18 protein-coding genes are annotated in these 19,591 nt (G+C 70.2%); 8 read left to right on the top strand and 10 right to left on the bottom strand.

The features are described 5' to 3' along the window. Positions 1 to 31: 31 nt before the first annotated feature. From eda to RCO38_RS00255, 5 genes are all read right to left on the bottom strand, one after another. Positions 32 to 670, bottom strand: a complete 639-nt coding sequence (eda, locus tag RCO38_RS00275) for a bifunctional 4-hydroxy-2-oxoglutarate aldolase/2-dehydro-3-deoxy-phosphogluconate aldolase (protein ID WP_308326271.1) — start codon at positions 668 to 670, stop codon at positions 32 to 34. A gap of 22 nt (positions 671 to 692) precedes the next feature. Continuing rightward, a complete protein-coding gene (gene edd / locus RCO38_RS00270; protein WP_308326270.1) occupies positions 693 to 2,519 on the bottom strand; it encodes a phosphogluconate dehydratase in 1,827 nt (608 codons plus the stop codon). 5 nt (positions 2,520 to 2,524) lie between these two features. Further along, a complete protein-coding gene (gene pgl, locus RCO38_RS00265) occupies positions 2,525 to 3,229 on the bottom strand; it encodes a 6-phosphogluconolactonase (protein ID WP_308326269.1) in 705 nt (234 codons plus the stop codon). 2 nt (positions 3,230 to 3,231) lie between these two features. Continuing rightward, positions 3,232 to 4,701: a glucose-6-phosphate dehydrogenase gene (gene zwf / locus RCO38_RS00260; protein ID WP_308326268.1), complete on the bottom strand. Its 1,470-nt coding sequence runs from the start codon at positions 4,699 to 4,701 to the stop codon at positions 3,232 to 3,234. Positions 4,702 to 4,810: 109 nt separating this feature from the next. Next, on the bottom strand, positions 4,811 to 5,842 hold the full coding sequence (locus RCO38_RS00255) for a PfkB family carbohydrate kinase (protein WP_308326267.1): 1,032 nt from the start codon (positions 5,840 to 5,842) through the stop codon (positions 4,811 to 4,813). Positions 5,843 to 5,986: 144 nt separating this feature from the next. Here RCO38_RS00255 and RCO38_RS00250 point away from each other — a divergent pair, with 144 nt between their 5' ends. From RCO38_RS00250 to RCO38_RS00230, 5 genes are all read left to right on the top strand, one after another. Then, on the top strand, positions 5,987 to 6,970 hold the full coding sequence (locus RCO38_RS00250) for a sugar ABC transporter substrate-binding protein (RefSeq protein ID WP_308326266.1): 984 nt from the start codon (positions 5,987 to 5,989) through the stop codon (positions 6,968 to 6,970). Between the two features lie 263 nt (positions 6,971 to 7,233). Next, entirely contained in the window at positions 7,234 to 8,154 is a 921-nt protein-coding gene (locus tag RCO38_RS00245) for an ABC transporter permease (protein ID WP_308327296.1), read from the top strand. Further along, on the top strand, positions 8,154 to 8,945 hold the full coding sequence (locus tag RCO38_RS00240) for an ATP-binding cassette domain-containing protein (RefSeq protein WP_308326265.1): 792 nt from the start codon (positions 8,154 to 8,156) through the stop codon (positions 8,943 to 8,945). Before RCO38_RS00245 ends, RCO38_RS00240 begins: the two co-directional genes overlap by 1 nt. Positions 8,946 to 8,954: 9 nt before the next feature. Continuing rightward, positions 8,955 to 9,407, top strand: coding sequence for an RbsD/FucU family protein (locus tag RCO38_RS00235; RefSeq protein ID WP_308326264.1), 453 nt, complete (start codon positions 8,955 to 8,957; stop codon positions 9,405 to 9,407). 132 nt (positions 9,408 to 9,539) lie between these two features. Continuing rightward, positions 9,540 to 10,700, top strand: coding sequence for an ROK family protein (locus RCO38_RS00230; protein WP_308327295.1), 1,161 nt, complete (start codon positions 9,540 to 9,542; stop codon positions 10,698 to 10,700). Here RCO38_RS00230 and RCO38_RS00225 read toward each other — a convergent pair. The 4 genes from RCO38_RS00225 to RCO38_RS00210 all read right to left on the bottom strand — a co-directional run bounded on the left by RCO38_RS00225 (position 10,697) and on the right by RCO38_RS00210 (position 14,475). Then, the gene (locus RCO38_RS00225; RefSeq protein ID WP_308326263.1) at positions 10,697 to 11,350 is read right to left on the bottom strand and encodes an ABC transporter ATP-binding protein; all 654 of its coding nucleotides are present in this window, start codon (positions 11,348 to 11,350) and stop codon (positions 10,697 to 10,699) included. The genes RCO38_RS00230 and RCO38_RS00225 overlap by 4 nt on opposite strands. Beyond that, complete coding sequence (gene miaA / locus RCO38_RS00220) at positions 11,347 to 12,321, bottom strand: tRNA (adenosine(37)-N6)-dimethylallyltransferase MiaA (protein ID WP_308326262.1); 975 nt, start codon at positions 12,319 to 12,321, stop codon at positions 11,347 to 11,349. The genes RCO38_RS00225 and miaA overlap by 4 nt, the downstream gene beginning before the upstream one ends. Beyond that, positions 12,311 to 13,567 (bottom strand): Bcr/CflA family efflux MFS transporter, encoded by a 1,257-nt coding sequence (locus RCO38_RS00215; RefSeq protein WP_308326261.1) that lies wholly within the window; start codon positions 13,565 to 13,567, stop codon positions 12,311 to 12,313. The genes miaA and RCO38_RS00215 overlap by 11 nt, the downstream gene beginning before the upstream one ends. Positions 13,568 to 13,632: 65 nt before the next feature. Further along, complete coding sequence (locus tag RCO38_RS00210; protein WP_308326260.1) at positions 13,633 to 14,475, bottom strand: alpha/beta hydrolase; 843 nt, start codon at positions 14,473 to 14,475, stop codon at positions 13,633 to 13,635. 115 nt (positions 14,476 to 14,590) lie between these two features. Between RCO38_RS00210 and RCO38_RS00205 the strand changes: the two genes are divergently transcribed. Genes RCO38_RS00205 through RCO38_RS00195 form a run of 3 tightly spaced genes read left to right on the top strand, consistent with a single transcriptional unit; the run spans position 14,591 to position 17,633 of the window. Next, positions 14,591 to 15,553 carry an HlyD family secretion protein gene (locus RCO38_RS00205; protein WP_308326259.1) on the top strand — a complete coding sequence of 321 codons (963 nt, stop codon included), beginning with the start codon at positions 14,591 to 14,593 and terminating at the stop codon, positions 15,551 to 15,553. Next, positions 15,550 to 16,503, top strand: coding sequence for an ABC transporter ATP-binding protein (locus RCO38_RS00200; RefSeq protein ID WP_308326258.1), 954 nt, complete (start codon positions 15,550 to 15,552; stop codon positions 16,501 to 16,503). The genes RCO38_RS00205 and RCO38_RS00200 overlap by 4 nt, the downstream gene beginning before the upstream one ends. Continuing rightward, a complete protein-coding gene (locus tag RCO38_RS00195) occupies positions 16,500 to 17,633 on the top strand; it encodes an ABC transporter permease (RefSeq protein WP_308326257.1) in 1,134 nt (377 codons plus the stop codon). Before RCO38_RS00200 ends, RCO38_RS00195 begins: the two co-directional genes overlap by 4 nt. Positions 17,634 to 17,636: 3 nt before the next feature. On the opposite strand, the gene mutL is transcribed toward RCO38_RS00195, so the two are convergent. Continuing rightward, positions 17,637 to 19,583 (bottom strand): DNA mismatch repair endonuclease MutL, encoded by a 1,947-nt coding sequence (mutL, locus tag RCO38_RS00190; RefSeq protein WP_308326256.1) that lies wholly within the window; start codon positions 19,581 to 19,583, stop codon positions 17,637 to 17,639. Positions 19,584 to 19,591 lie beyond the last annotated feature (8 nt).

The raw sequence follows: 19,591 nt of genomic DNA, 5'->3' as shown, positions 1-19,591 counted from the left end.
TGGTTCCTCTCTGGCCTCTGTGGCCGCCCGTTTATACCTGCGAAGCAAGTTCGGTTGCCTCACGCGCCAGGCGCGTGATGCGCGCCCAGTCGCCGGCCGCGAGTGCGTCGGCCGGGGTCAGCCAGCTGCCGCCGGCCATGGCGACGTTGGGCAGCTTGAGGAAGTCCCTGAGGTTCTCGGGGCTGACGCCGCCCGTGGGGCAGAACATCACGTCCGGGATCGGTGCGCCCAGCGCCTTGAGCATCCCGAGGCCGCCGGCCTGCTGCGCGGGGAAGAGCTTCATCAGCGAAAAGCCCTGTTCGCGGCGGTGCATGACCTCGCCGGGCGTCATCACGCCGGGGATGAAGGGCAGGTTGGCGGCCTTGACGGCGCTGACCAGCGCGTCGGTGGCACCGGGCGAGAGTGCGAAGCTCGCGCCGGCGTCGATCACCTGCTGCACCTCGGCGACACGGGTCACCGTGCCGGCGCCGGTGTGCATCTGCGGCACGGCCTTGGCGACGGCCTCGATGGACTTCAGTGCGGCGTCGGAGCGCAGGGTGATCTCCATCACGTCGATGCCGCCTTCGAGCAGGGCGTGTGCCAGCGGCACGGCGTGCGCCGGGTCCTGCAGCACGATGACGGGAACGACGCGGGAGGTGAACGCGGGGCGGGTGAAGCAGGTGGTGGTCATGGAGAAATCCGTGGTATGAGGGTCAGCCGAACAGGGGCGAGGCGCCCTGTTCGGGCGTGGAGGCCTGGCGGCGGAACAGGCCGAAGAGTTCGCGGCCGGTGCCGTGGCCGTTGTGGGCCAGGTCGGGGTGCTGCACCGGGCGGGCCGCGAAGGTGGCGGCATCGACCTCGACCTCCAGCACGCCGCGCTCGCAGTCGAGCGTGATCATGTCGCCGTCCATCACGCGCGCGATCGGGCCGTCGGCCAGGGCCTCGGGGCTGAGGTGGATGGCGGCCGGGACCTTGCCCGAGGCGCCGCTCATGCGGCCGTCCGTGACGAGGGCGACCTTGAAGCCCTTGTCCTGCAGCACCGCCAGCGGCGGCGTGAGCTTGTGCAGTTCGGGCATGCCATTGGCGCGCGGGCCCTGGTAGCGCACCACGGCGATCAGGTCTTTTTCCAGCTGGCCGGCGTTGAACAGGGCCAGCAGGTCCTGCTGGTCGCTCACCACCACGGCGGGCGCGCGCACCACGCGGTGTTCGGGCGCCACGGCCGAGACCTTGACCACGCTGCGGCCCAGGTTGCCCTGCAGCAGGCGCAGGCCGCCGTCGGCGCTGAAGGGCTCGCTGACCGGGCGCAGCACGGCCGTGTCGGCGCTGGCCTTCGGCACCGGGCGCCACGCGAGCGCGCCGTTGTCCATCCAGGGTTCCTGCGTGTAGGCGGCCAGGCCTTCGCCCATGACGGTCTTCACGTCGTCGTGCAGCAGGCCGTGGGCCAGCAGTTCCTGCATCAGGAAGCCCATGCCGCCCGCGGCGTGGAAGTGGTTCACGTCGGCCTTGCCGTTGGGGTAGACGCGGGCCAGCAGCGGGACCACGCCCGAGAGCTCGGCGAAGTCGTCCCAGTCGATGAGGATGCCGGCGGCGCGCGCCATCGCGATCAGGTGGATGGTGTGGTTGGTCGAGCCGCCCGTGGCCAGCAGGCCGACGATGCCGTTGACGATGGTCTTTTCGGTCACGATGTCCGCCAGGCGGATCGCCGGCTGGCCGGTGCGGCCGGTGTTGGCGAATGCGCGGTCCATCGCGGCCTTGGTCAGCGCCTCGCGCAGGCCGGTGCCCGGGTTGACGAAGGACGAACCCGGCAGGTGCAGGCCCATGATCTCCATCAGCATCTGGTTGCTGTTGGCGGTGCCGTAGAAGGTGCAGGTGCCGGGCGCGTGGTAGGCCTGGGCCTCGCTCTCCAGCAGCGCGTCACGGCCGACCAGGCCTTGTGCGTACTGCTGGCGCACCTTGGCCTTGGCGTCGTTCGAAAGACCGGAAGTCATCGGGCCGGCCGGCACGAAGACGGTGGAGAGGTGGCCGAACTGCAGCGCGCCCATGAACAGACCGGGCACGATCTTGTCGCACACGCCGAGCATCAGCGCGGCGTCGAACACGTTGTGCGAAAGCGCGACGGCGGTGGAGAGCGCGATCACGTCGCGCGAGAACAGCGACAGCTCCATGCCGGCCGCTCCCTGGGTGATGCCGTCGCACATGGCGGGCACGCCGCCCGCGACCTGTGCCGAAAAGCCGAGCGAGCGGGCGTGGGCGCGCAGCAGCTCGGGGTAGTGCTCGTAGGGCTGGTGGGCCGAGAGCATGTCGTTGTAGGCGGTGACCACGCCCAGGTGCGGTGCCTTCTCGGCGTGGATGCGCAGTTTGTCGCTGGCGGGCAGCGCGGCCGTGGTGTGGGCCATGTTGGCGCAGCCCATGCCCGCGCGCTGTGTGCCGGCCCGGGCCGAGGCCTCGACGGTCTGGAGGTATTCGCCGCGCAGGCCGGCGCTGCGGTCGGTGATGCGCCGGGTGACGCGCTCGAGGGTGGTGTGCAGGGTGGCGTTCATGGTGGTCATCCCTTCCAGACGCTCACGGGCGCCTGTGTTTGGTTCAGGATCAGCGAGACGGGCAGGGCTTCGTCGGCCTTCTCCGCCGCGCGGTGGTAGACGGCGAGCTTGGACTCCCCGGCGATGGACAGCAACAGTTCCCGCGCAGCGAGCAGGGCGTGCAGCGTGAAGGTCAGGCGGGCGTGGGGCGCGGGCACGGGGGCCTGCTCGGGCACCACCCAGGCCAGGCGCGCGTCGGTGGCGATGGCGCGGGCGTAGCCGGGCGCACCGGGGAACAGCGAGGCGGTGTGGGCGTCTTCGCCCATGCCGAGCACGGCCACGTCCAGCGGCCAGGGCAGGGCTTCGATGCGCCGGGTGGCGTCTTCCACCAGGGCGTCCAGCACCTCGGCGTTGAACGGCGGTGCCAGCTCGCGGAAAAACGGCAGGAAGCGCGCCGCCGCGGCCCGGCCCTGCAGCAGGTGCTGGGCCACCAGGGCGGTGTTGCTGGCTTCGTGGTCGCGCGGGACGATGCGCTCGTCGACCAGGACGATGCAGACCTTGGACCAATCCAGGTCCTGCTCGCGCAGGGCCTCGAACATGGGAATGGGCGACTTGCCGCCCGAGACCGCCAGGCTGGCCTGGCCGCGCGCGGTGATGGCGGCGCGCAGCGCATCGGCGATGTGGGCGGCGATGGCGGCGGGCGTGGCGCCGGCGTGTTCGGTCACGGCCATGCTCAGGCTTCCTCCACCCAGGCGGAACCTTCGCGCGCCATCAGCGCGGACGAGGCGGCCGGGCCCCAGCTGCCGGCGGTGTAGGCCTTGGGCTTCTCGCCCAGTTGCTGCCAGCCGTCGATGATGGGTTCGACCCAGGCCCAGGCGGCTTCCAGTTCGTCGCGGCGCATGAAGTGCGTCAGGCGGCCCTTGGTGACGTCGATCAGCAGGCGTTCGTAGGCCTCGGCGCGGCGCTCGGTGAAGGCCGATTCGAGGTCCAGGTTCAGGCTCACCGGGCGCAGCTTCATGCCGCTGCCGGGCTCCTTGGCCATCATCTGCAGCTGGATGTGTTCCTCCGGCTGCAGGCGGATCATCAGGCGGTTGACCGACTTGTGGGCCGAGTCGCTGAAGATGGTGAAGGGCAGGTCGGCGAACTCGATCACGATCTCCGACTGGCGCGCGGCCATGCGCTTGCCGGTGCGCAGGAAGATCGGCACGTTGGCCCAGCGCCAGTTGTTGATGTGGGCCTTGAGCGCGACAAAGGTTTCGGTGGTGCTGCCCTCGGGGATGTTCGCTTCCTGCAGGTAACCCACGGCGGCCTCGCCGTTGGAGGCGCCGGCGGTGTACTGGCCGCGCACCGTGTCCTTGGCCACGTCGGCCACCGTCATCGGGCGCAGCGAGCGCAGCACCTTGAGCTTCTCGTCGCGCACGGCGTCGGGGTCGAGCGAGACCGGCGGTTCCATGGCCACGATGCACAGCAGCTGCAGCAGGTGGTTCTGGATCATGTCGCGCATGGCGCCGGTGCCGTCGTAGAAGCCGGCGCGGCTGCCCACGCCCACGCTCTCGGCCACGGTGATCTGCACGCTCTTGATGTAGGGGCTGCGCCAGAGCGGCTCGAAGATGCTGTTGCCGAAGCGCAGCACCATCAGGTTCTGCACCGTCTCCTTGCCCAGGTAGTGGTCGATGCGGAAGATCTGCTGTTCCTGGAAGTACCGGCCCACGTCGTCGTTGATCTGGCGCGCCGACGCCAGGTCGTGGCCCAGCGGCTTTTCCAGCACCACGCGGGCGCGTTCGTCGATCAGGCCGGCGCCGTGCAGGTTCGCGCAGATGCCTACGAAGAGGGACGGCGCGGTGGCCAGGTAGTAGACACGGTCGGAGCCCGGCTGCATGGCGGCGGCCAGGGCGACAAAGTCTTCGGCCCGGGTGGCGTCGACACTGGTGAAGTGCAGCCGGTCGAGGAAGCCGGCCCAGACGCCTTCGTCGAAGTGCTTCTGCTCGATGAAGCCGGGCACTTTCTCTCCGATGAAGGCCAGGAAGCCCTCGCGGTCCCAGGTCTGGCGGCCCAGTGCGTGGATGCGGGTGGCGGCCGGCAGATTGTTGTGCAGGTGGGCCATGTAGAGCGCGGGCAGCAGCTTGCGCACCGACAGGTCGCCCACGCCACCGAAGATGACGAGGTCCAGCGGGGCGGAGGAGGGGGACGGGGAAGTGGCCATGGCTTTACCGGGTTACCGTTGATGGGTGGAGTTTATGGTAATTAAGTTACATGCAGGGTACTTTTTTGCAGCAGCCCCTGCAGAGGCTGCGCGCACCGCGTCAGGGCGCTCAGGCCAGGGCCTTGAAGTGCGGCCGGCCTTTGGCCAGGCGCTGCAGCACCTGTTCCCGCGTGGGCGGCACGCAGCCGGTTTCCATCACGCACAGGCTGGCGCAGGCGATGGCGTTGGCCAGCAGGTCTTCCACATCGTCCGCGTCCAGGGTCAGTTCGGCGGCGGTCTTGGCGGCGCGCATGGCGGGGCGGTCGAGCAGCGCGACCAGCAGGCCGGCCAGAAAGCTGTCGCCCGCGCCCACGGTGTCGGCCACCTGCACCAACTGCGATTCGGCCGCCTGCCAGACACCGCCGTCGCGCGCCAGGATCACGGCGCCCTTGGCCCCCAGGGTCAGGGCCAGCCAGCGGGCCGGTGTCTTTGAGAGCAGTTCGCGCGCGGCGACCAGCGGGTCCGGGTTCATGAACCCGAGGATGCCCAGGTCGTCGTCGCTGACCTTGACGATGTCGGCCTCGCCCAGCGCTGCCATCACGCTGGCCTGGTAGGCCGCCATGTCCGGCACGATGGCCGGGCGCAGGTTGGCGTCGACGACGACCAGCTTGCCGGCCGCGCGCTGCGCCTGCAGCCAGGGCAGGTACTTGTGCGTGTCGTCGGCGACCAGGGCCAGGCAGCCGGTGACCACCATCTTCAGCGTCGTGTGCGCGGCGCACTGGGCGTTCATGGTGGCGGCGTCGACACGGCGGTCGGCCACGCCCTCGCGGTAGAAGCTGTAGCTGGCCTTGCCGGCTTCGTCCAGGCTGACCACGGCCAGCGAGGTGGGCTCGTGCGCCGGCTCGGGGTTCGCCAGGGTCACGCGGGCCTGGGCAATGGCGTGGGCCAGTCCGCGGCCGAAGCGGTCCTGCGACAGCGGGTTCAGATACAGCGTGCCCACGCCCTGCAGGCCCAGCGCGCGGGTGAGGTTGTAGACCGCGCCGCCGTCGCAGGGGCGCAGCCGGCCGTCGGCCTCCTGGATCATGTCCATCAGGGCCTCGCCGGCGGTGGCGACGGTGATGGGGGTGTTGGGATTGGCGAGGGTCGGGCTAGGGAAAACCATAACTAAATCCAGTTGATTTATTAAACCTGTTCCAACTATAGTTCAGCCACTCCGCAGCCGGACTCGGGCTAACCCCAAGGTCCGGCGGCAGAGAAAACCTGGTTCAACAAGTCTGATCCCATCCATCCTCCTCAGGAGACATCCGTGAAAAAAGTCGCTTTCGCCTTCACCGCCCTGGCCCTGGCCGCTGGTTCCACCTTCGCCGCCGAGCCCGTGATCGGCCTGATCACCAAGACCGAAACCAACCCCTTCTTCGTGAAGATGAAGGAAGGTGCGCAGGCGGAAGCCAAGAAGCTGGGCGCCAAGCTGATGACCGCCGCGGGCAAGAAGGACGGCGACACCGCCGCCCAGATCACCGCGATCGAGAACATGGTCACCGCCGGCGCCAAGACCATCCTGATCACCTCCAGCGGCGACGCCATCATCCCGGCCGTCAAGAAGGCCCAGGCCAAGGGCGTGCAAGTGATCGCCCTGGACAGCCCGTTCGACGGCGCCGACGCCCTGTTCGCCACCGACAACTACAAGGCCGGCATCCTGATCGGCCAGTACGCCAAGGCCGCCCTGGGTGGCAAGCCCGCCAAGATCGCCATGCTGGACCTGTTCCCCGGCCACCCCGTCGGTGCCCAGCGCCACAACGGTTTCATGAGCGGTTTCGGTCTGAAGGCCAACGACGCCAAGTCCAACGAACTGTCGTCCACCGCTGAAACCGTCTGCGCCGCCGACACCGACGGCAACCAGGCCAAGGGCCAGACCGCGATGGAGAACTGCCTGCAGAAGGACCCGGCCATCAACGTGGTCTACACCATCAACGAACCCGCTGCCGCCGGCGCCTACAACGCGCTGAAGAAGGCCGGCAAGGAGAAGGACGTGATCATCGTGTCCGTCGACGGCGGCTGCGCCGGCGTGGCCGATGTGGGCAAGGGCGTGATCGCCGCCACCAGCCAGCAGTACCCGCTGAAGATGGCCGCCATGGGCGTGGCCGCGGGCGTCGAGTACGCCAAGGGCGGCAAGAAGGCCACGGGCTACGTCGACACCGGCGTGACCCTGATCGCCGCCAAGGCCGTGGCCGGCGTGGACAGCAAGGACGTCAAGGTCGGCACCGAGCTGTGCTGGGGCGACAAGAAGTAATTTGAGCCCCCACGCTCCGCCGCTTCGCGGGTCGCTGCCCCGGGATCGGGGAGGAACCAGGTCCCTTCCCGGTTCTGGAGGCTGACCCGGCTTGGGGCGGCCCGGCGCCGGGTCTCTTTTTCTTCGCTACCGAAGCGCCGCGGGCGCTCCTCTGAACCAGGGACCACGATGCCCTGGCGCGGCAAGGGCGTCCGCTTTTCTTTTCTTTTTTCAGGAGCTGTGCCGTGAACACCTTCAAGGACAAGCTGCCGCCGATCAGCCAGATGGGGCCCTTCATTGCCCTGGCCATCGCCTGCGCGGTCTTCGGCATGACCACCGACAACTTCTTCACCGGCGCCAACTTCGCGCTGATCCTCCAGCAGGTGATGGTGGTGGGCGTGATCGCCATCGGCCAGACCCTGGTCATCCTGACCGCCGGCATCGACCTCTCGTGCGGCATGGTGATGGCCCTGGGCAGCATCGTGATGACCAAGTTCGCGGTCGAACTGGGCGTACCGGCGCCGCTGGCCATCCTCTGCGGCATCGGCGTGACGGCGGGTTTCGGCCTCATCAACGGCCTGCTGGTCACGCGCATCAAGCTGCCGTCTTTCATCGTGACCCTGGGCACGATGAACATCGCCTTCGCGATCACACAGCTGTATTCCGAGGCGCAGACCGTCTCCAACCTGCCGCCCTTCATGACCGCCCTGGGCGGCACCTTCGACATCGCCGGCACGCCGATCAGCTTCGGCACCGTGCTGATGATCCTGCTCTACCTGGGCGCCTGGTTCTGGCTGCGCGAGACCGCCTCCGGCCGCCACGTCTACGCCGTGGGCAACAGTCCCGAGGCGACGCGTCTGGTCGGCATCCCGACCGACCGTGTGCTGCTGTGGGTCTATGTGCTGGCCGGCATCTTCTACGGCATTGCTTCGCTGCTGCTGGTGGCGCGCACCGAAGTGGGCGACCCCAACGCCGGCCAGACCGAAAACCTGGACGCCATCACCGCCGTGGTGCTGGGTGGCACCAGTCTGTTCGGTGGCCGCGGCATGATCCTCGGCTCTCTGGTGGGGGCCATCGTGGTCGGTGTGCTGCGCAACGGTTTGACGCTGATGGGCGTCTCGTCGGTGTACCAGGTGCTGATCACCGGCATCCTGGTGATCATCGCGGTCACGGTCGATCAACTGTCTCGGAAAGGAGCGCGGTGATGAGCACTTCTCCCAAACTCGTGATGCAGGCCAAGGGCCTGGTCAAGCGCTACGGCCAGGTCACCGCCCTTGACGGCGCCGACTTCGAGCTGCGCGCCGGTGAAATCCTGGCGGTGATCGGCGACAACGGCGCCGGCAAGTCCAGCCTGATCAAGGCGCTCTCGGGCGCCACGATCCCAGACGAAGGCGAGATCTTCCTGGACGGCCAGAAGATCCATTTCAACACCCCGATCGACGCGCGCCGCGCCGGCATCGAGTGCTGCTACCAGGACCTGGCGGTGGCGCCTGCCATGACCATCGCCGAGAACCTGTTCCTGGGCCGGGAGATCCGCCGCGAAGGCTTCCTGGGCAGCACGCTGCGCATGCTGGACAAGAAGAAGATGCTGGAGACGGCGGTGCAGCGCATGGCCGACCTCAAGGTGGGCATCCGCTCGATGACACAGGCGGTGGAGACGCTCTCGGGCGGCCAGCGCCAGTGTGTGGCGGTGGCGCGCGCCGCGGCCTTCGCCCAGCACGTGGTCATCCTGGACGAGCCGACCGCCGCCCTGGGCGTGAAGGAAGGCAACATGGTGCTCGAACTGATCCGCCGGGTGCGCGACAAGGGCCTGCCGGTGATCCTGATCTCGCACAACATGCCACACGTGTTCGAGATCGCCGACCGCATCCACATCGCCCGCCTGGGCAAGCGCGCCTGCGTGGTCAACCCCAAGGCCATCAGCATGAGCGACACGGTGGCGGTGATGACGGGCGCGCGCGACCCGGCGACGCTGCCTGCCGAGTGCCTGGCCTGAGGACGCACCATGCTCAAAGGCATTGACCCCCTGCTCAGCCCGGAGCTGCTCAAACTGCTGGCCGAGATGGGGCACGACGACGCGGTGGTGCTGGCGGATGCCAACTTCACCGCCATGAGCCTGGGCGCCGGCAAGCCGGTGCTGCGCCTGCCGGGTGTCGGCATGGCGCGCACGGTGGACGCGGTGGCCAGCGTGTTTCCGCTGGCCGAGGACGTGCCGCACCCGGTGGCCTACATGCAGGTCGGCGGCACGGAAGCCGGCTACCGCTCGGCCCTGCAGCGCGAGACGCTGGCGGTGCTGGCGCGTCACGGCATGCGCGAAGGGCAGGCCGAGGCGGTCGAGCGCTATGCGTTCTACGAGCGGGTGAAAAAGGCCTACGCCATCGTGGTCACCGGCGAACTGGAACCCTGGGGCAATTTCCTGCTGCGCAAGGGCGTGCTGGGCCAGGCCCTGAGGCCCTGACGCGTGTCACACTCCGCGGCTGTGAGCGAAGACAAGCACCCCCCTGATCCCACCGATCCGCTGGCGCCGGACGTCGGCGCCGATGCGGGCGATGCGCCGCGCCTGCGCCAGCGCGGCTCCAACCAGATCGGCATGCGCCAGTTCAACGATCGCGTCGTGCTGCAGGCGCTGCGGGTGCATGGCAGCACGCCCAAGGCCGAGCTGGCGCGGCTCACCGGGCTCACCGCGCAGACCATCGGCCTGATCACCGCGCGGCTGGACGAAGACCAGCTGCTGGTGCGTGAGGCACCGGTGCGCGGCCGGGTCGGTCAGCCCTCGGTGCCGCTGGGTCTGAATCCCGACGGAGCGTTCGCGGTCGGCATCAAGATCGGGCGCCGCAGCGCCGACTGGCTGCTGGTGGACTTCCTGGGCCGTGTGCGCCAGCGCCTGTCCATTGCCTACCCGTTCCCCGACGCGGCGGTGCTGCTGCCCGCCATCGAGAAGAACCTCAACCGCCTGCTCGATGATCTGGGGCCGCTGCGCAGCAGGGTGGTCGGCGTGGGCGTGGCCGCGCCTTTCCAGCTGGGCGGCTGGCACCGCATGCTGGGCCTGACCGAGGCGCAGTCGGACGCCTGGACCCACCTGGACCTGGCCGCTGCGGTGCAGGCCATGACCGAGCTGCCGGTGAGCTTTGCCAAGGACACCTCGGCCGCCTGTGTGGCCGAACTGCTGCAGGGGCGTGGGCGCGACCTGCACAGCTTCCTCTACCTGTTCATGGACACCTTCGTCGGCGGCGGGCTGGTGATCGACTCGCACCTGCACCGCGGTGTCAACGGCAACGCCGGTGCCGTGGCCTCGCTGCCGCTGCAGGTGGCCGCGACGCCGACGCCGCGCGAGCTGCCGCCGCAGCTGATCAGCCAGGCCTCGCTCTGGGACCTGGAGCAGCGCTTCCGCGAGCACGGGCTGGACCCCATGGCCGCCTACGACGCGCGTGCGCTGGCCGGCGACTGGCTGCCCTACACGCGCGAGTGGATCGAGCGCGCAGCGCTGGCGCTGGCGCACTGCGTGGTGGCGGGGACGGCCTTCCTCGACGTGGAGGCGGTGGTGATCGACGGTGTGGTGGTGCCCGACCTGTTGCGCGAGCTCTGGCAGCGCACCGGCGAGGCGCTCAAGGCCTACAACCCCGAAGGCCTGCTGGCGATGCCGCGTCTGGAACTCGGCACCATTGGCTCGGACGCGCGGGCGCTGGGCGGCGCACTGCTGCCGCTGCACGCGAGCTTTGCGCCGGACCGGGACCTGTTCCTGAAGGTCTAGACCGCGGGCGTCAGACCCTGCGCGGTCAGGTGCAAGACCCGGTCCGCGCGCGCCGCAGCGTGCTCGGAGTGCGTCACCAGAATCAGCGAGGCGCCGTTCTCCCGCGTCTGCGCCTGCAGCAGGTCCATCACCTGCGCCGCGGTGGACGGATCGAGGTTGCCGGTGGGCTCGTCGGCCAGGATCAGGCGGGGCTTGTGCACCAGGGCGCGCGCGATGGCCACGCGCTGCAGCTGACCGCCCGCGAGCTGGGCCGGCAGGCGCTCACCGAGCCCGGACAGGCCGACGGCGTCGAGCAGCCGCGCCACCCGCGCCGGATCGGGACGCTCCTGCAGCAGCAGCGGCAGACCGACGTTCTGCGCCACGTCCAGGTGCGGCAGCACATGGAAGGCCTGAAAGACGAAGCCCAGCGCCGCCCGCCGCCAGTGGGCCCGCTGCGTCTCGTCGAGCCGGCCGAGGTCGGTGCCGTCGAGCGAGATCGTCCCCTCCTGCCAGTCGTCCAGCGCCGCCATGCAGTTGAGCAGGCTGGACTTGCCCACGCCCGATTCGCCGACGATCGCGACGAATTCGCCGGGGGCGACCGTGAGGGAGACGTTGGAGAACACCGGCGTGCCGCCGTAGCGTTTGCCCAGGTTTTGGATCACCAGACTCATGACCGGCCTTCCATCAGCGGTGCCACCACCGCCATCACCTGTGCCAGCCCGTCCGGTGCATCGCAGGCGATCACGCGCCGCTGCGGCATCGAGCGCAGCCAGGTGATTTGCCGCTTGGCGAGCTGGCGGGTGGCGAAGATGCCGCGGTCGCGCAGTTCGTTCTGCCGGGCCGCTGTGAGCGGCGCGTCGCCGGCGGCGTCCAGCGCCTCCCAGGCCTGGCGGTAGCCCACGCAGCGCATGGAGGGCAGGTCCGGGTGCAGGTCGCCGCGCGCGCGCAGGGCCTTCACTTCGTCGATGAAGCCGGCGGCCAGCATGGCGTCGAAGCGCTGGGCGATGCGCTGGTGCAGCCAGGCGCGGTCGGCCGGTTCCAGGCTGAGAAAGGCGCCCTCGGTGACCGGGTTGTCGGTCGCGCGCGCTTCGCCGGTCTGGAAGGCCGATATCGGCCGGCCCGAGACTTCGAACACTTCGAGCGCGCGCTGGATGCGCTGGGCGTCGTTGGGCGCCAGCCTTGCGGCGGTGGCGGGGTCGACCCGGGCAAGTTCCGCGTGCATCGCGGGCCAGCCGTGCGCGGCGGCCGCGGCCTCGATGCGCGCCCGCACATCGGCGTCGGCGCGCGGCATGTCGTCCAGCCCCTGCATCAGCGCCTTGAAGTACAGCATGGTGCCGCCCACCAGCAGCGGCGTGCGGCCGCGGGTACGGATCTCGCCGATCAGCCGCTGCGCATCGTGCACGAACTCGGCCGCGCTGTAGGCGTTCAGCGGGTCGGTGATGTCGATCAGGTGGTGTGGCACCGCGGCGCGTTCGGCCGCGGTCGGCTTGGCGGTGCCGATGTCCATGCCGCGGTAGACCAGGGCCGAGTCGACGCTGACGATCTCGACCGGCCAGCGCTCGGCGATGGCGAGCGCCGCCGCGCTTTTGCCGCTGGCGGTTGGTCCGGCCAGCGCGATGCAGCGAACGGGGTCAGCGGGCATTGTCCGCTCCGGTCGTCACGCGCACGGGCGGTGCCTTGGTTTCCCCAAAGCGCTGCACCAGCGTCCAGGCGGTCAGCGCGATCAGCACGCTCCAGAACCAGAGTCCGTCGGTCAGCGGCCGCACGCTGCCGGGGTTCTCGGCCAGGCTTTTGCCGAGCCAGCCACCCATGAAGAAGGCGGTCAGCATCATCAGGCAGCCACTCATCGCGGACGCGGCGCCCGCCGCCTGCGGAAACGGGCCGACGGCGCCGCTTTGCCCGCAGGGCTGGTGCACGCCGTGACCGAGCATGAAGATGATGAAGGGGCCGAGGATGGCGGCCGGGTGCTGGATGCCCGCCAGCGCCAGCAGCCCCATGGTGCTGCCGGCCAGCAGGGTGCAGCCGCCCGCGATGGCGACCGTGCGCCGTACGCCCAGGCTCTGCAGCAGGCGGCGGCAGATGACGGTGCCCACGATGTAGGACAGCGACATCACCAGCATCAGCAGGCCGTAGGCGGTCTTGCTCAGGCCCAGCACGCCGATGAAGACAAAGGACGAGGCGGCCAGGAAGGTGAACAGGCCGCCGTAGGAGGTGGCCGAGAGCAGGGTGAAGGCCCAGAAGGTCGGGTGGCGCAGGATGGTGCCCCAGGTGCGCAGCAAGGTCAGCGGCTCCAGCGCGCGCGGGTTCTTCTGCGCCAGGGTTTCATCGAAGCGCCAGACCAGCAGCGCCAGCGTGCCGGCACCGAACACCGCCAGCGCCAGCAGGGCCACGCGCCAGCCGGCGAGGTCGGCCAGCAGGCCGCCGACCGGCGCACTCGCGCAGGCGATCACGCCCAGACCGGTGAGCCCCTTGGACATCACCCGGGCGCCATCGACCGGCGCGTACAGGTCGCGCACCACGGCGCGCGCGCACATCACGCCCGCGCCCATGGCCATGCCCTGCAAGATGCGCCAGACGATGAGCTGCTCCATCGACGCAGAGAACGTGCTGCCCACCGCGGCCAGCACATACAGCGCAGTACCGGCGATCAGCACCGGGCGGCGGCCCAGGCGGTCGGACAGCGGCCCCCAGACCAGCTGGGACAGGCCGAAGGCGAGCAGCAGGGCGGTGAGCGTGAGCTGCGCCTGCGGCATGCTGGCGCCGAAGCCCTGGGTGATCGAAGGCAGGGCCGGCAGGTACAGGTCGGTGGTGACCGGCTGCAGGCCCAGCAGCAGCGACAGCACCAGCACGATCAGGCCGGGCGACATGGCGGAACGGGAAGCGGACATCCGACTGAGGGTAGCAGATGCCCTCACCGGCGACCGCCGCGACGCCGAAGGCGGCGCGGGGGGGATCAACGCATCCCGAACAGTTCAGCCAGGGCGGCGCGGTACTGCGGCTGCCCCACCGCGTTCGTGTTGTGGTGCGACCCGCCTTCCACCAGCTCGAAGCGTTTGGGGCCCGTGGCCGCATCGAACAGTTGGCGCCCGAGCGCGGGCGCGATGGTGCGGTCCTCGCTGCCGTGCACCACCAGCAGCGGTGAGCCGATCTTCTTGACCCGCTCCACCGTCTCGAAGCGCTGGGTGATCAGCGGGCCGAGCGGCAGCCAGCCCCACTTGTAGGACGCGACCACGTCGGGGATCGAGGTGAAGGTGCCCTCGACCAGGGTGCCGGCTTCGTCGGGCACCTGGGCCGCCAGGTCGATGGCGATGGCGCCGCCCAGCGAGTGGCCGAAGATGTAGCGCGGCCGGTCGGGGTACTGCTTGGCCAGCCAGTCCCAGGCGGCACGCGCGTCCTCGTAGGCCAGGGTTTCGGAAGGCAGGGTGTTGGTGCTCTTGCCGAAGCCGCGGTAGTCCACCGCCAGCACCGAAAAGCCCAGCTCCTGCATGCGCCGGGCGCGGAAGGCCGAGCCCACCACGTTGAAGCGCGCCCCGTGCAGGTAGAGCAGCACGGGGGCCCTGGGGTCGCTGTCCAGGCGCTCGTGCGCGCTCCACAGGCCGTGCAGCTTCACCGGCAGGTCGGTTTCTTTCGACTGGAATTCGATCCACACGTCCTGCATGCCCTGGGCTGCTTCCTCGCCGCGCCACCAGCTGCGGTCCGAGGGCTGGAAGATCCAGCCGCGCTGGCGTTCGTCGAGGGTGGAACAACCGGCCAGCACGGCGGCCGAGAGCAGGACGAGGGCGATCAGGCGTTTCATGGAAAGAGAAGATGCGGCGCCCGTCTAAAAGTTCATGCGCCATCACCGATGGGCCCGGGTGGGCTTGGCAATAATGGTGCGGGATGCCGGCGCGGCGCGCCGGAAAGGATGCCGCATGAAACGCTGGGATGTCGTGGGGGTGCTGGTCTTGCTGGTGTCGGGCTGCGGCCAGCCGGCCGCGACCGGCTGGTCGGGCTACGCCGAAGGAGACTTTGTCTACATTGCGGCCCCCCTCGCCGGGCGGCTGGACCGGCTGGCGGTGCGCGCTGGCGACGTGGTCCGCCAGGGCGATGCGCTGTTCGCGCTCGATGCCGTGGCCGAGCAGGCCGCGGTGGCCGAGGCCCAGGCGCGCGCCAAGGCCACGGACGCGCAGGCGCAGAACATCGGCAAGGGCCGCCGGCCCGACGAACTGGCGGTGGTGCAGGCCCAACTGACCCAGGCGCGGGCGCAGGCGGTGCTGGCGAAGACCGCCTGGCAGCGGCAGAAGGAACTGGTGGACAAAGGATTTGTCTCGGCGGCCCAGCTCGACACCGCCGCCGCCACGCTGCGCCAGGCCGAGGGCCGCGTGGCCGAACTGGAGTCGGCCCTGCGGGTGGCGAAGCTGCCGGCACGCAGCGACGAGCGCGAGGCCGCCGAGGCCAGCGCCGCGTCGGCGCGCGAGGCGGTGCGGCAAGGCGAATGGCGCGTGGCGCAGAAGCAGCAGGCCGCGCCCGCCGATGCGCAGGTGGCCGAGGTGTTCTTCCGTGCGGGCGAGTACGTCGGTGCCGGGCAGCCGGTGCTCTCGCTGCTGCCGCCGGGGGCGGTGAAGGCGCTGTTCTATGTGCCCGAGGCCGAGCTGGCCGGGCTCGCGCTGGGGCAGGCGGTGCGCCTGTCCTGCGACGGCTGCGGTGATCCGGTGCCGGCGCGCATCAGCCGCATCGCGACCGCGCCCGAGTTCACGCCGCCGGTGATCTATTCCAACGCCCAGCGCGCACGTCTGGTCTATCGCGTCGAAGCCCGGCCCGAGGCCGGCGCGGCGGCGCGCCTGCACCCCGGCCAGCCGCTTGATGTGCGGCCCACGCCGAAGGCGGCGCCGTGACCGCGCCGCTGGCCATCGACGTGCGCGGCCTGACCAAGCGCTACGGCGGCCGTGCCGTGGTCGACGACCTGGCGCTGCAGGTCGGGCAGGGCCGCATCTGCGGCTTTCTCGGCCCCAACGGCAGCGGCAAGACCACGACCATCCGCATGCTCTGCGGCCTGCTGCGCCCCGACGCGGGCGAGGGTCAGTGCCTGGGGCTGGACTTCCGCAAGGACGCTGCTGCGATCAAGCGCCAGGTCGGCTACATGACGCAGAAGTTCGGCCTCTACGAAGACCTCTCGATCCGCGAGAACCTGGACTTCGTGGCGCGGTTGTTCGAGCTGCCGCAGCGGGCGGCGGCGGTGGACCGTGCGCTGGAACGCCTGAGCCTGCAGGCGCGGCAGCAGCAACTGGCCGGCGCGCTCTCGGGCGGCTGGAAGCAGCGGCTGGCGCTGGCGGCCTGCCTGATCCACGAACCGCGCCTGCTGCTGCTGGACGAACCGACCGCGGGGGTGGACCCGAAAGCGCGGCGCGACTTCTGGGACCAGATCCACGCACTGGCCGAACACGGCATCACGGTGCTGGTGTCGACCCACTACATGGACGAAGCCGCGCGCTGTCACGACCTGGTCTACATCGCCTACGGTACGGTGCTGGCGCGCGGCAGCGAGCGCGAGATCGTCGATGGCGCGGGGCTGGCGGTCTGGTCGGTCGAGGGCGAGCGGGCCGGCGCCTGGGCCGAGCGTTTGCGCGGGCGGCCGGGCGTGCAGAGCGTGGTGGCCTTCGGCAACGCGCTGCATGTGGCGGGGCCGGACGCGGCGCTGCTGGCGCAGACGCTGGCGCCGCTGCAGGCCGAAACCGGCCTGCGCGTGGCGCCCAGCCGCGCGACGCTGGAGGACGTGTTCATCGGCCTGATCGACCGCGCGCAGGACAACTTCGCATCCGGTGCGCCCAAGGGAGCCCGGTCATGAGCCGCATTTCGTCGGCCCGCACCTGGGCGGTCTTCATCAAGGAGTTCCAGCAGATGCTGCGCGACCGGCTGACCTTCGCGATGGCGGTGGGCATTCCGGTCCTGCAACTGGTGCTGTTTGGCTACGCCATCAACACCGACCCCCGGGGCCTGCCGACGGCGGTGGTGGCCGCCGACGCCGGGCCGCAGGCGCGCAGCCTGGTCGCCGCGTTGCAGAACAGCGGCTATTTCAAGCTGGTGCACCAGGGCACCTCGCCGTCCGAGGCCGACGCGCTGATGGCCGATGGGCGGGTGCAGTTCGTGGTCGAGATTCCGCCGGACTTCAGCCGCGCCGTGTTGCGCGGCGAGCGGCCGGCGGTGCTGGTCGCGGTCGATGCGACCGACCCTTCGGCTTCGGGCAACGCCATCGCCGCGCTGGGCGAGATGGGCAACCAGGCGCTGCGCCACGACCTGGTGGGCCCGCTGCGCACGCTGCAGAAACCGCCCGCGCCATTCGATCTGCGCATCCACCGCCGCTACAACCCCGAGGGCCTCTCGCGCTACAACATCGTGCCCGGCCTGATCGGCACCATCCTGACCATGACCATGGTGATGCTGACCTCGCTGGCGATGACCCGCGAGCGCGAGCGCGGCACCATGGAAAACCTGCTGGCCACGCCGGTGCGGCCGTTCGAGGTCATGGCCGGCAAGATCCTGCCCTACGTGGTGATCGGCTACGTGCAGCTGGCGGTGATCCTGGGTGCGGCCATGCTGCTGTTTCAGGTGCCGATGGTGGGCAGCTTCGCGCTGCTGATGGCGATGATCGGCGTTTTCATCGTCGCCAACCTCGCCGTGGGTTTCACCTTCTCGACCGTGGCGCGCAACCAGTTGCAGGCGGTGCAGATGACCTTCTTCTTTTTCCTGCCCTCGATGCTGCTCTCGGGCTTCATGTTCCCCTACCGCGGCATGCCGGTGTGGGCGCAGCACCTGGGCGAGGTGCTGCCGCTGACGCACTTCCTGCGCATCGTGCGCGGCATCATGCTCAAGGGCGCCGGGGCGCCGCAGCTCTGGGGCGAGTTGTGGCCAATGCTGGCCTTCATGGCCGTGGCGGGGCTGGTCGCGCTCAAGCGCTACCGGCAGACGCTGGACTGAGCATCACCGCCCGCGCAAAAACAGCGCGTCCAGGTCTTTCATGCCCAGCTGGCGCCAGGTCGGCCGGCCGTGGTTGCACTGGTCGCTGCGCTCGGTCACTTCCATCTGCCGCAGCAGCGCGTTCATCTCGTCCAGCGTCAGGCGGCGGTTGGCGCGCACCGCGCCGTGGCAGGCCATGGTGGCCAGCAGCTCGTTGCGGGCGCGCTGGACCACGGTGCTGGCGTCGTGCTGGCTCAGTTCGGCGAGCACGCTGCGCGCGAGTTCGACCGGGTCGCCGGCCGCGAGTGTGGTCGGCACGGCGCGCACCGCCAGGGTCCGGGGCGAGAAGGGCACGATTTCCAGACCGAGCTGGGCCAGCACCTCGGCCGCGGTTTCGGCGGTGGCCACTTCGTCGGGCGTGGCGGCAAAGGTGGCCGGGATCAGCAGCGGCTGGCTGCTGATCTGGTGCGCGTCGAGTTGCTGCTTGAGGCGTTCGTAGACGATGCGTTCGTGCGCGGCGTGCATGTCCACCACCACCAGTCCCTGGGCGTTTTCGGCCAGGATGTAGACGCCGTGCAGCTGGGCGACGGCGCGGCCCAGCGGCCATTCGCCGGAGGGCAGGGGGGGCGCGGCTCCCGGTGTCGTCTGGACCGGCGCGAACGCCGGTTCGGCGCGGCGGATGTCCGGGGCGTCCAGCGGCGCTGCGATCCGCTCCGACGGTCGCCACAGCGCCTCCAGATCGCTCACGCGCTGGCCGACCTGCGGCACCTCGGGCCGCCAGGGCAGGGGCTGCTGGCGCGGTACCGGGCTCAGAAAAGACGGTGCCGTTTCGGTCGGCGCCACCGCGGATGTCGTCGCGGTGACGGGCAGCGTCTGCGCCGACCGCGGTGCGGCCAGTGCGCCCTCGACCGCGTGGCGCACGGCCTGGTGCACCTCGCGGCTGTCGCGGAAGCGCACCTCGATCTTGGTCGGGTGCACGTTCACGTCCACCCGCGTGGGGTCGATGCTCACATAGAGCGCGTACACGGGCTGGCGGTGGCCGTGCAGCACGTCTTCGTAGGCGCTGCGCGCGGCGTGGGTGATGACCTTGTCGCGCACGAAGCGGCCGTTGACGTAGGCGAACTGCCAGTCGCCGCGCGAGCGCGCCGCGTCGGGCACGCCGGCAAAACCCCAGACGCGCAGGCGCTGCTGGCCGCCGGCGGTGGCGGCTTCGCCCGGCACGTCGTGCACCGGCCAGTTCACCGCCACGGCGTTGTCGATGAACTCTTCGCTCAGCACGTCGGCCAGGCGCCGGCGCAGCGCGTCCAGCAGGTGCTCGCCGCCGGCCAGGTCGGGCGCCACCGCGCGCCATTGCGCGACCAGCTTGCCGTCGTGCCAGATGGCAAAGCCCACCTCGGGCCGCGCCAGCGCATGGCGGCGCACGGCTTCGAGGCAGTGGGCCAGCTCGGTGCTTTCGGATTTGAGGAACTTGCGCCGTGCCGGCGTGGCGAAGAACAGCTCGCGCACCTCCACCGTGGTGCCGCGCACGCGGGCGGTGGGCTGCAGCTCGCCGCTGCGGCCGTCCAGCAGCCAGCCGTGCGAGGCCCCTTCCTCGGTGCGGGTCAGCACCGAGACCTCGGCGATGGAGCAGATGGCGGCCAGCGCCTCGCCGCGGAAGCCCATGGTGTCCACGGCTTCCAGGTCGTTCAGGCTGGCGATCTTGCTGGTGGCGTGGCGCTTGAGCGCGGTGGGCAGTTCCTCGCGCAGGATGCCGATGCCGTCGTCCTCCACGCTGATGAGCCGGATGCCGCCGGCCTGCAGGCGCACGGTGATCTGGCTGGCGCCGGCGTCCAGCGCGTTGTCCACCAGCTCGCGCACCACGGAGGCAGGGCGTTCGACCACCTCGCCGGCCGCGATCTGGCTGATCAGCTCGTCGGGCAGTTCACGGATGGGGCGGCGGTGGGCGGGCAGAGGGGCGTTCACCCGGGGCATTCTAGGCG

The sequence above is a fragment of the Hydrogenophaga pseudoflava genome, from assembly GCF_031020795.1.
Classification (GTDB): domain Bacteria; phylum Pseudomonadota; class Gammaproteobacteria; order Burkholderiales; family Burkholderiaceae_C; genus Hydrogenophaga; species Hydrogenophaga pseudoflava_A.
Note: the sequence above shows the minus strand (reverse complement) of the source record. Positions and strands in the feature narration are given on the sequence as shown.